Source organism: Glycomyces lechevalierae (assembly GCF_027622945.1).
Taxonomy (GTDB): domain Bacteria; phylum Actinomycetota; class Actinomycetes; order Mycobacteriales; family Micromonosporaceae; genus Glycomyces; species Glycomyces rutgersensis.
Genome location: NZ_JAPZVQ010000014.1, coordinates 118,529 through 129,499 on the forward strand (window position 1 = coordinate 118,529; position 10,971 = coordinate 129,499).

The window sequence follows — 10,971 nt, forward strand, 5'->3', positions numbered from 1 at the left end:
CCGTGGATCCTCTCGCGCCTCTCCTCGAACTCTCCGAGGTTGCCGACGCCCTTGAGAACGCCAGAGCCAACGTCGACCGGATGCTCTGGCACGAGGCCCTCCGCGGCGGCGACGAACTCGTCGCGGCGGAAGTGGCCCTGCACAGCGCCTCCGCGACGCTGGCCCTCGACGGGTACGACTGCGACGTGGAGCGCCTGCGCGACCGGGACTTCGACGACCCCGCCGTCAGCGGCGTCCTGCGCGTCACCGAGGCCCTGCCCGGCCTCGCCCCCATGTGGCCCGTCTCCCCGCGCTACGTACTCGCGAAGCTGCACACCCTCGCCACCAAGGAGTTCCCCGACGCCGGCGTCGACTTCGAACCCGGCCGCATCGAGGTGGACGACAACGGGATGGACCGCATCAACGCCCTCTGCGCGCTGGTCACCAACCCCACCAAGGAGATCCCAGCCGCGATGGCCGCCGCGGTCGTGCACGGCGAACTGCTCGCCGTGCGCCCCTTCCCGGTGGCGAACAACGTGGTCGCCCGCGCCGCCGCGCGACTCGCGCTGGCCAGCAAGGGACTCGACCCGAAGCTCCTCATCACCGTCGACGCCGGGCACCTCGAACGCGCGCCCGAATACGTCGGCGCGCAGCGCGCCTGGTCCACCGGCACCCCGGACGGGGTGCGGTCGTGGCTCAAGCACTACGGCAAGGCCCTCACCGCAGGCGCGGGCGAGACCCTGCAGATCTGCACCGAACTCGTGAAGGACGCCGGGGAGGCGTCCGCCTAAGCGTCGTCGCCCGCGAGCTCGGCGCGGAGGCGCTGCTTCTCCTCCTTGCGGCGCTTCGCGGCCGCGTCGATGTGGTCGATCATCGCCTCGCGCTGGCCGCGCAGGAGCACGAAGCCGAGCAGCATCGAGCCGAGCAGGCCGATCGCGAGCGCCAGCAGCGCGTTGATGAAGAACATCAGCGGCACGGCGATCACGGCGATGAGCGCGACGCGGTACAGGTAGAACTTGACGACCGGGTTGTTCACTGCGGCCGCTCCTCTCCGAACGCTTTGATGCCCGCGAACCACAGCGGGCCGTAGACGAGTGCGGCCACGAGGCCGCCGATGCCGCCGGTGAGCATGGGCGCCCACGAGGTCGGCGCGATGAGCGCGGCGGCGATCCCGGCCGCGAGGCCGAGCAGGACGCCGACGAGCATGAGGCCCCAGCGGGCCGCCCCCGCGTACCGCCGGAACTGCTCGGTGTACACCCACACGGTCGGCAGGGCCGCGATCCACCCGGAGGTCTGGCCGAAGCCGCGCCCGGTCGGGAGGACGAACACCAGGTCGATGACGACGAGCACGACCGCGCCCATGACGAAGTAGGCCAGGGCCGTGCCGAGGAGCTGCCCGAGGGTCTCGACCTTCGGGCGCTCCCGCTCCGGCGTCCCGCCTCGCGCCACTAGAACTGCACCGACTGGGGTTCGGCCCGCCGTTCGCCGATCGTCTGCGGGCCTTCGTACTCGCGCACGACCTCGTAGCGGGTGTTGCGCTCGACGGGCTGGAAACCGGCGTCGCGGATGAGCTCGAGGAGGTCCTCGCGGGTCATCTTGTCCGGGGTGCCGTAGTCGTCGGCGTCGTGCGTGATCTTGTACTCGACGACCGAGCCGTCGAGGTCGTCGGCGCCGAACGACAGCGAGAGCTGCGCGACGTCGAGACCGTGCATGACCCAGAAGCACTTGACGTGGTCGAAGTTGTCGAGCAGCAGCCGCGAGACGGCGAAGACCTTGAGCGACTCGGCCGGGCTCGCCATGGTGGTGCGCGCCTGGAGCCTGTTGCGGATCTTCCCGTCCTTGGAGTCGTGGAAGTCGTGCTGGTAGCGCAGCGGGATGAACACGGCGAACCCGCCGGTCTCGTCCTGCAGCTCGCGCAGGCGCAGCACGTGGTCGACGCGGTGGCGCGGCTCCTCGATGTGGCCGTAGAGCATCGTCGCGGGGGTCCGCAGGCCCTTCTGGTGGGCGAGGCGGTGGATGCGCGACCAGTCCTCCCAGTGGCAGGCGTGGTCGACGATGTGCTGGCGGACCTCCCAGTCGAAGATCTCGGCGCCGCCGCCGGTCAGCGACTCGAGGCCGGCCTCGATGAGCTCGTCCAGGATCTCGTCGGCGCCGAGCCCGGAGATCTTCTCGAACCACTGCACTTCGGTGGCGGTGAACGCCTTCAGGTTCACCTGCGGCAGGGTCTCCTTGAGCGCCTTGAGGACCCGCGGGTAGTAGCGCCACGGGAGCGTCGGGTGGAGGCCGTTCACGATGTGCAGCTCGGTGGGGGCGTCCCCCTTCATCTGCTCGGCGAGGGCCACGGCCTGCTCGACGCGCATCGTGTACGCGTCGGTCTCGCCGGGCTTGCGCTGGAAGGAGCAGTACGCGCAGGAGGCGGAGCAGACGTTGGTGAGGTTGAGGTGCCGGTTGACGTTGAACATGGTCCGGTCGCCGTTCTTGGCGGTGCGGACCCCGTGCGCGAGGCGCCCGAGCCAGGCGAGGTCGTCGGTCTCGTAGAGGCCCACCCCGTCCTCGAAGGTCAGCCGCTCGCCGGCCGCGAGCTTCTCCTCGATGCCGGCCTTGAACCTGGCGTTGTCGTCCATGGCGCTCCCAACGTTGTGGCGTTTCCGCCAGGGTAGCGCCGCCGGGACGCGGCGCGAGGGGCGCACGTTGCGGGATGTGAGGCCGTGGACGCGCGGGAACCGGCCCGCGGCGAGCGCCGCCTGATGTGTTGCCCGACACCGCACCTGGAGCCCGAGCAACCGAGGAGGCGAGCCTTGCGTGTCTTCGGTACAGTATTCGTGGCCTCCCCCACAGAAGGACACCTCACATGCGCGTTTCACGGTTCGGTGCCCGAGTGATCGCCGCCGCCGGCGCGGCCGCGGCCGCAGTCGTATTCGGCGCCGCCATGCCAGGGTTCGCCGAACCGGGCGTCACCGTCCCCGACGACGGCGACCGGCCCGCGGGCAGCACCACCGACGACGCCCCCATCACCAACCCCGCCACCGCGGGCGGGCCCCTCGGCGCGCAGATCACCGCCGCCGAAGCCGACGTCGCGCAGCTCGCCGAGCGCACCACGGCCGCGCAGGAGGAATGGCTGCAGCGCGAGACCCGCCTCGCGGACGCGCAGACCGAGTGGGCCGCCACGGCCGCCCAGCTCGAGACCGCCCAGGCCGCCCTCGACTACGCCGCGGGCGAGGCCTACGCGGACACCGCGGGCCAGCCCGACACCGAGCTGCCCGACCTCACCGGTCTCACCCCCCTCGGCGGCGAATGGGACCTTCCGAGCCTCAACGCCGACTTCGACGACGCGGCCACCGCCGAGTCCGTCGCCCGCGCGTCCCTCGACGCCGCGACGCTCTCCGCCGACCGCTCCGAGGACCGCTACACCGCGCTCGACACCGAGTTCGACCGCGCCCAGGCCGCCCTGAACGAGCTCATCGCGGACAACCGCGAAGCGCTCGAGAAGCTCGAGGACGACCGCGAGGCGGCCGCCGCCCAGCACTCCGGCGACTTCTCGTCCGAAGTCGACGGCTGGGACGCCGCCCCCGAGGCGAAGAAGGCCGTCGAGTACGCGCTCGCGCAGCTCGGCGACCCGTACGTGTGGGGCGCCGAAGGCCCCGACGCCTTCGACTGCTCCGGCCTCGTCCAGTCCGCCTACGCGTCCGCGGGCGTCTCCCTGCCGCGCGTCGCCGCCGACCAGTACAACGCGACCCGCGACAAGCCGGTCGACACCGAGAAGCTGCTCCCGGGCGACCTCCTCTACTGGTGGGACGACCCGGGCAACTGGCAGTCCGTCTACCACACCGCCATGTACCTCGGCGACGGCAAGATGGTCGTCGCCCCCCGCACCGGCGACGTGGTGAAGATCAGCTCGGTCTTCTTCGAGAACTTCGCGGGCGCGCACCGCGTCGTCGACGCCGTCAAGACCGACCCGGACGCCGAGGACCCGACGCAGACGCCGGGCGACGACGACCCGACCTCGCCGAGCCCGCGCCCGCCGACGACGCGTCCGACCGACCCGACCACCCGTCCCGACCCGGACCCGTCCGAGAGCGAGTCGCCCACGGACCCGCCGACCGACCCGGAGCCGTCGCCGACCCCCTCGGAGACGCCGTCCGCGGACGAGGAGACCCCCTCCGACCAGGAGACTCCCGCCACCACCTCGGCCGACGCCGAGACCTCCGCGAGTGAATCCGCGTCATAGGGGTACTGCACGGTAGTGGGAAGGCGCGCACGGGACGCGGCCGGTTGATGGCACGATGGTTGTCAAGTTGCCCGAACGACGCTCCAGCCCCGAGGAGGCTCCGTGGACGGAAACAGTTGTAGCTCCTGCGGCCAGCGACTGACGTCCGGGCAGCGCCGCTGCCCCCAGTGCGGAGCGCCGCTGCCACCGCCGCTCGGGGGCTTCCCGGCCGAGTCCGGGCCCTACGGAGGCTCCGGCTCGTACGCCGCGCCGCCGCCCGCGTACGGCGCGGCCGCCGTCCCGCAGTACGCGCCGCCCGGCGAACCCCACTATGCTCCGCCCGGCGCCCCCCAGGGCTACGCGCCGCCGCCGAACCAGGGCTACGGCTCCGCCGCCGTCCCCGAACCCCACTATGCGCCGCCGGGCGCCTACCAGCCGACCGCCGAGCCGTACCCCAACCAGGGCTACGCCGCCGTCCCGCAGCAGTACGGCCACAACCCCGCGCCCGGCTCGCCGCCCGCCCCGAACTACGGCAACCCCGGCGGCTGGGCCCCGCAGGCCGCCCCGCCCGGCATGCCGCCGCAGGGCGCCGCGCACGGCTCGGCCGCCGTGCCCCAGTACGGCGCCCCGGCGCCTCACCAAGCGCCGCACTCGGGTTCGGCCCAGGTGCCCGCCTACCCGCCGCCCGGCGCGTCCGGCTCCGCCGCCGTCCCGCAGTACCCGTCGGCCCCGCAGGGCCAGTACCCGCTGCAGCCGGGCGACGGCCCGCAGGCGCCGCCCATGCCCCCGGCGCAGCCCTACCAGGCGGCCCAGCCGTTCCAGTCCGCGCCGCCGTTCCAATCAGCGCAGTCGCTGCCGCCGGTCGCCGCCGTGCCGCCCTCGTACTCGCCGCCCGTGCTCGACCCGTACGCGGCCCCGCCGATGCCCGAACCGCAGTTCACGGCCCCGCCCGAACTGCCCGCGAACGCCGCGTTCGCCGAGCCGCCCGCCGCCTCGCCCGTGACCGGCGCGCCGTTCGCCGCCCCGAGCAGCGGCTTCAGCCTGCCCTCGACCGAGTCCGGCGCGTTCGGCGCACCGGCCCCGGCCCTGCCCGAGCCGATGCCCGACGGCACCCAGATCCTCCGCATCCGGCCGAACGCGGCGCAGCCGCCCGCGCCGGCGCCGTTCGCCGACCCTGAACCCGTTGCGCCGCTTGAGCACGCTTCGGACTCGGTCGCCGCCGGGTTCAGCGTGCCGCCCGCGGACAACGTCCCCGGCGCGGCCTACTCGGCTCCGGTCCCGGTCGCCGAGACCCCGGTCGCGGCCCCGGTGGACGAGGCCCCCGAGGCCCCCGCTGACGACGACCAGCCGTTCGACGAGGTCCGCTCTGATGACGCGCCTTCGGAACCGGTGATGTCCTTCGGCGTCGAGACCGACGCCCCCGCCGCCGAGGCGGCGCCCGCGGCGCCGACCGGGGGACCGACGGTGGTCGAGGCGATCGAGGACGACGAGGACGGCGCCTGGGACGACCTCCCGGACCCCGATGACGACGACGAGGACGTCGAGCTGACCGACGAGGAAGAGGCCTCGCTGGCCGGCCTCGGCGACGACGTGCCCGGCGAGTCCCTGCCGCCCGCCCCGCCTTCCCCCGGGCTCGCGTCCGATGAGGACGGCGATGAGCCCGCGGTGACGCCCGCGCTGGACGAGGCCCTGGCCGATGTCGCGGAGGTCGAAGCGCCGACGCCCGGAGCTGACCTGGTCGAAGCGGCCGAGGCCGCCGCCGATGTGGCCGAAGCGGTCGGCGTCGAGGTCCCGGAGCCTGTCGAGACTCCCGCAGCACCCGAACCGGAGCCTGTGGCCGAAACGCCCGTCGCCGAGGTCGAAGCGGCGGTCGCCGCCGAGGAACCCGTTGCGGTCGAGGAGACTCCGACTGAAACGCCGGTCGCCGAAGCGCTCACGCCGGTGAGCCCGTTCGCGGACGCCGTTGTGTCCGAACCCGAACCGGGGTCCCTGGAGGCGGGCGCGACGCTCCACGAGCCGACCACCGAGCCGCCCGTGCTGACCGATTCCCAGCCGACGCCGCCCGGCCCGCTGCCGGACCCGCTGCCCGGTCCGGGGCCGACGCCGCCGCAGGAGCCCGAGCGTCCTGAACCGGTGCCGCATCCCGAGCCCACGCCGCCCGCGCCGCGGCCGGAGCCGGTGCCGAACCCGGAGCCGACGCCGCCGCGTCCTGAGCCGACCCCGCCCCAGCCGGAGCCGCTGCCGCCGAATCCCGAGCCGGGTCCGCCGATGCCGCGTCCCGAGCCGTCGCCGGTGCCCTCGCCCGAGCCGCTGCCGCCGAACCCCGAGCCCGGCCCGCCGATGCCGCCGATCCCGCGCGTGAACGACAGCCCGTTCTCGGACGCGGCCCCGATCGACTACCCGGAGCCGACGCCCGAGCCGGAACCCGAGCCCGAGCCGCCCGCGCTGGAGGAGGCGCCCGAGGAGGGGCCGAAGTCCGAGGTCGAGGCGGCGCGCAAGAAGATCGTGAACGCGCCGGACATCAGCCTGTTCGAGGAGCCTTCGACGAAGACCGGCGCGCACCAGCTGCCGACCGCGAAGCCGGTCATGGAGACCGACGGCTTCAAGCCGGGCCGCGCCCGGGTCAAGAACCTCCTCGACCGCTCGGAGCTGCCGGACCACATCCCGCTCCCGCGCCCCACGGTCTATGGCGCCAAGCCCGCCGAAGCCGAGGAATAGGAAAGCAGTCGACCCGGCCCGGCCCGGCCCGGCCCGAAAGGGCCGGGCCGCAGCGCTTGTCGGGCCTGCGGACGTCGAGCAGCCGGCCCGGCCCGCCCGGGCGGGCCGCGCCCGAACTTCTCGGCGAGACTCCGGCGCCGCCCCGCCGCCCCGCCGCCCCGCCGCCCCGCCGCCCCGCCGCCTGCCCGTGATGCCCGCCTTGCCTCTTTCGGGTGACACGCCGGTCGCGAGGGCGCGTTCTTGTCGGTCCCGGGCGGGAGGATCGCCGCAGACTGCTTCTTCCCCTCTTGTGGTGGGCGGGGGCTGTGGACGGCCGATGACGCCGGGGATCGGCGTCCCCGCGCGTGCCAGACTCCGCCCGGCCCTGTGCCCGCTCGCGCGCGGAGTGTCCCACTTCCCGCGGCATTCGCCGAAAACGCGTCCGCCGTCCGCAGCCGCGGTTCATCCTGGTGCTTGACGGGCCGCTCGGCGGCCCGCGTGCTCCGCGGGGCGGGCCGACGCCGGTCCGGCGCCCGCGCGATCGGGGAGGGTGAGGAGCATGGCGGAACGCCGTGTCAAAGTGACCACGGAGGTCGGCATCCAAGCGCGGCCCGCGACGGTCTTCGTCGGGACCGCCGCCGAGTCCGGCAAGGACGTGTCCATCGCGAAACCGGGCGGGGACCCGCACGACGCCAAGTCGATCCTGCAGGTCCTGACCCTCGACGTGCGGCCCGGCGACGAGATCGTCCTGGCCGGCGACGACGAGGCGGTCCTGGACCGGCTCGTCGACCTCGTCAGCGGGGACGCCGACACGGGCGGCGTCGACATCGGCGACATCGACGAGAACTGATCCGTTCCGGGCGCGGACCGGCCCCGCCCCGGATGCCGGCCCGCAGTGCCGGTCCCAGCATGCGGTCCGGTCCGCGCCTCGCGGTGATGTCGGCGACGACCCCTCCGCTCAGGTGCCTCCTAGCCGCGCGACCGGCTACGGTCGAAGCTGTGAACATCGCACGGCGCCCCAGGGTCGGCCACATCGCGTTCCTCAACTGCCTCCCCATCTACTGGGGACTGGCGCGGACGGGCGCGCTCCTCGACGTCGACCTCCACCGCGCCCCGCCGGACGAGCTCAGCCGCCGCCTCGTCGCCGGCGACCTCGACATCGGACCGATCACCCTGGTCGAATACCTGCGTCACGCCGACGACCTGCTCCTCATCCCGGACCCGGCGGTGGCCGCCGACGGCCCGGTCCTGAGCGTCAACCTCGTCACGAAGACCCCGCTCGCCGACCTCCCGGCCGCCCCGCGCGTCTCGCTCGCCTCGACCTCCCGCACCGGCGTCCTCCTCGGACGGATGCTCCTCGAGGACCGCTACGGCCGCAAGCCCGAGTACACCGTCACCGCGCCCGACCTCGACTCCGCGCTCAAGGACGCCGACGCGGCCGTCCTCATCGGCGACGAAGCCCTCCGCGTCTACCACGACCCGGCCGGGAACCACGTCCTCGACCTCGCCGCCGAATGGAAGGACTGGACGGGCCTGCCGATGGTCTTCGCCGTCTGGGCCGTGCGCCGCGACTACGCCGAGGCCCACCCGGGCCTCGTCAAGGACGTCCACCTGGCGTTCCGCGACTCCGTGCAGCGCAGCCGCGACGAGATCGACGAGGTCGTGGCCTCGGCCGCCCGCTGGGAGCCGTTCCCGCCGGCCGCGCTCGCCGAGTACTTCGCGCGCCTCCAGTTCGGCCTGAGTGAGCGGCACCTCGCGGGCCTGCGGGAATTCGCGTCCCGTGCGTCCCGTTATGCCGATATAGAGCCGGGATCGGCGAAGCTTGCGAGCCGTCGATTGGCACTGCGCGCGGACGGACCGGCGTTCTTTGCGACCCTCGGCGAAGCTTTCGAGACGAAGATTTGCACAGAGCCCGAAGCCCGGCTCTGACCGACCCGAGACGGACGACGAAGGGACCCTGCTGTGGCCGTCGAGCTGAAGAAGCCCCGCAAGAACCGCCCCGCCTGGCACAAGCTCACCGTGAGCCGCGTCCGGCCGCTCACCGAGGACGCCGTCGAGGTCACCCTCGCCGTCCCCGAGGAGCTCCGCGCGGCCTTCGACTTCAAGCCCGGCCAGCACCTCACCTTCCAGCGGGTCGAAGCGGACGGCGCCGAAGTGCGCCGCTCCTACTCGCTCGCCTCGACCCCGCGCGAGCTCGCCGAACGCGGCACGCTGCGCCTGGGCATCCGCTCGATCCCGAAGGGCACCTTCTCCGGGTACGCGAACCGGCAGCTCCTGCCCGGCGACGTGCTCGAAGTCCTCCCGCCCCTCGGCAACTTCTGCACCGACATCCACTCCGACCGGCACTACGGCTCCGTCGTCGCCGGCTCCGGCATCACGCCGATCATCGCGATCGCGACCGCCGCGCTCGAAGCAGGCGCGAAGGTGACTCTCCTGTACTCCAACCGCACCGAGGAGTCCACGATGTTCGCCGCCGAGCTGCGCGAACTCGAACGCGAGCACGGCGACCGGCTTCGCCTCCTCCACGTGCGCACCCGCACCGAGGGCGACTCCGCGCTGCTCACCGGGCGGCTCACGCCCGAGCGGCTCGTCGAGGTCGTCGAAGCCGGGCTCGTCGACCTGCACGAGGTCGACGAGTGGTTCCTGTGCGGCCCCTACGAGATGGTCCTGGGCGTCAAGGACGTCCTCGAAGAGGCCGGGGCGCAGCGGATCCACACTGAGCTGTACACGGTGTAGCAAGGCCGCAGCGGTCCGACCGCGCCCGACGATGCGGCGAGACGCACGAGTCACCGCGCCCGGGCGCACTGTCCCCGGCGGGGTTCCGGCGATACGCTTCGTGCATGGCCGAGATTGACGATGTCCTCGCCCGCGCCGCCGACGGCGGCGCCATCAGCGCCGAGGAAGCCCTGCTGCTCTACACCGAAGCGCCCTTCCACCCCCTCGCCGAGGCCGCCGACGCGGCCCGCCGGCGCGTCATCGGCGACAACATCGTCACCTACATCATCGACCGCAACATCAACTACACGAACGTGTGCGTCACGGCGTGCAAGTTCTGCGCCTTCTACCGCGCCCCCAAGCACGACGAGGGCTGGGCGCACCCGATGGAGGAGGTCCTGCGCCGCTGCGGCGAGGCCGTGGGCCTCGGCGCGACGCAGGTGATGCTGCAGGGCGGGCACCACCCCGACTTCGGCGTCGAGTACTACGAGGAGCTGTTCTCCTCAGTGAAGCGCGAATACCCCGAGCTGGCGATCCACTCGATCGGGCCGTCGGAGATCGCGCACATGTCGAAGGTCTCGGGCGTCGCGATCGACGAGTCGATCCGCCGCATCAAGGCCGCCGGGCTCGACTCGATCGCGGGCGCCGGGGCCGAGATGCTCCCGGCGCGCCCGCGCACGGCGCTCGCGCCGCTCAAGGAGTCGGGGGAGCGCTGGCTCGAGATCATGGAGGCCGCGCACCGGCAGGGCCTCGAGTCGACCGCGACGATGATGATGGGCACCGGCGAGACCGCGGCCGAGCGCATCGAGCACCTGCGGATGATCCGCGACGTGCAGGACCGCACGGGCGGGTTCCGCTCGTTCATCCCGTGGACCTACCAGCCGGAGAACAACCACCTGAAGGGCCGCACGCAGGCGACGACCCTGGAGTACCTGCGGCTCTTGGCGACCGCGCGGCTGTTCTTCCACAATGTGAGGCACCTGCAGTCCTCGTGGCTGACCACGGGCAAGGCCTCGGGCCAGTTGAGCATGCACCTCGGCGTGGACGACCTCGGGTCGATCATGCTGGAGGAGAACGTGATCTCCTCCGCGGGCGCGCGGCACCAGTCGCGGCTCTCGGAGCTCATCGGCCTGATCCGCACCGCGGACCGGATCCCGGCGCAGCGCAACACGCTCTACGAGCGGATGTCGATCCACTGGACCCCGGAGGACGAACCCCGGGACGACCGGATCCGCTCGCACTTCTCGACGATCGTCGCGGAGCTGCAGGCGAAGTAAGACGTGAACGCGATGGGGGCGGGGGGGGGGGGGGGGCCCCCCCCCCCCCGCCCGGGGCCCGGGGAGGTTGGTTGGGCGGGGGCGGGCCCGAGGGGA

The 10,971-nt window shown here is 73.2% G+C and carries 10 protein-coding genes; 7 read left to right on the plus strand and 3 right to left on the minus strand.

Annotated elements, in window-relative coordinates:
* The first annotated feature begins 2 nt into the window (after positions 1 to 2).
* On the plus strand, positions 3 to 770 hold the full coding sequence (locus O2L01_RS19790; RefSeq protein ID WP_270123746.1) for an oxidoreductase: 768 nt from the start codon (positions 3 to 5) through the stop codon (positions 768 to 770).
* Here the strand turns inward: O2L01_RS19790 and O2L01_RS19795 are convergent.
* The 3 genes from O2L01_RS19795 to mqnE are packed head-to-tail and all read right to left on the minus strand — an operon-like array spanning position 767 to position 2,603.
* On the minus strand, positions 767 to 1,015 hold the full coding sequence (locus O2L01_RS19795; protein WP_270123747.1) for a DUF4229 domain-containing protein: 249 nt from the start codon (positions 1,013 to 1,015) through the stop codon (positions 767 to 769). The genes O2L01_RS19790 and O2L01_RS19795 overlap by 4 nt on opposite strands.
* The gene (locus O2L01_RS19800) at positions 1,012 to 1,428 is read right to left on the minus strand and encodes a hypothetical protein (RefSeq protein WP_270123748.1); all 417 of its coding nucleotides are present in this window, start codon (positions 1,426 to 1,428) and stop codon (positions 1,012 to 1,014) included. The genes O2L01_RS19795 and O2L01_RS19800 overlap by 4 nt, the downstream gene beginning before the upstream one ends.
* Positions 1,428 to 2,603, minus strand: coding sequence for an aminofutalosine synthase MqnE (gene mqnE / locus O2L01_RS19805; RefSeq protein ID WP_270123749.1), 1,176 nt, complete (start codon positions 2,601 to 2,603; stop codon positions 1,428 to 1,430). The genes O2L01_RS19800 and mqnE overlap by 1 nt, the downstream gene beginning before the upstream one ends.
* A 227-nt stretch (positions 2,604 to 2,830) precedes the next feature.
* Here mqnE and O2L01_RS19810 point away from each other — a divergent pair, with 227 nt between their 5' ends.
* From O2L01_RS19810 to mqnC, 6 genes are all read left to right on the plus strand, one after another.
* The gene (locus tag O2L01_RS19810) at positions 2,831 to 4,207 is read left to right on the plus strand and encodes a C40 family peptidase (protein ID WP_270123750.1); all 1,377 of its coding nucleotides are present in this window, start codon (positions 2,831 to 2,833) and stop codon (positions 4,205 to 4,207) included.
* Positions 4,208 to 4,309: 102 nt separating this feature from the next.
* The gene (locus tag O2L01_RS19815; RefSeq protein ID WP_270123751.1) at positions 4,310 to 6,904 is read left to right on the plus strand and encodes a hypothetical protein; all 2,595 of its coding nucleotides are present in this window, start codon (positions 4,310 to 4,312) and stop codon (positions 6,902 to 6,904) included.
* A 538-nt stretch (positions 6,905 to 7,442) separates the two neighbouring features.
* Positions 7,443 to 7,733: an HPr family phosphocarrier protein gene (locus O2L01_RS19820; RefSeq protein ID WP_270123753.1), complete on the plus strand. Its 291-nt coding sequence runs from the start codon at positions 7,443 to 7,445 to the stop codon at positions 7,731 to 7,733.
* Between the two features lie 149 nt (positions 7,734 to 7,882).
* On the plus strand, positions 7,883 to 8,812 hold the full coding sequence (locus tag O2L01_RS19825) for a menaquinone biosynthetic enzyme MqnA/MqnD family protein (RefSeq protein WP_270123755.1): 930 nt from the start codon (positions 7,883 to 7,885) through the stop codon (positions 8,810 to 8,812).
* Between the two features lie 33 nt (positions 8,813 to 8,845).
* Entirely contained in the window at positions 8,846 to 9,619 is a 774-nt protein-coding gene (locus O2L01_RS19830) for an FAD-binding oxidoreductase (protein WP_270123757.1), read from the plus strand.
* 104 nt (positions 9,620 to 9,723) lie between these two features.
* On the plus strand, positions 9,724 to 10,875 hold the full coding sequence (gene mqnC / locus O2L01_RS19835; protein WP_270123760.1) for a cyclic dehypoxanthinyl futalosine synthase: 1,152 nt from the start codon (positions 9,724 to 9,726) through the stop codon (positions 10,873 to 10,875).
* The last annotated feature ends 96 nt before the right edge of the window (positions 10,876 to 10,971 follow it).

What these genes read in the sequence shown, in the direction of transcription:
- O2L01_RS19810 (WP_270123750.1), top strand. Translation starts at nt 2,831, where the DNA reads ATGCGCGTTTCACGGTTCGGTGCCCGAGTGATCGCCGCCGCCGGCGCG.
- mqnC (WP_270123760.1), top strand. Translation starts at nt 9,724, where the DNA reads ATGGCCGAGATTGACGATGTCCTCGCCCGCGCCGCCGACGGCGGCGCC.
- O2L01_RS19820 (WP_270123753.1), top strand. Translation starts at nt 7,443, where the DNA reads ATGGCGGAACGCCGTGTCAAAGTGACCACGGAGGTCGGCATCCAAGCG.
- mqnE (WP_270123749.1), bottom strand. Translation starts at nt 2,603, where the DNA reads ATGGACGACAACGCCAGGTTCAAGGCCGGCATCGAGGAGAAGCTCGCG.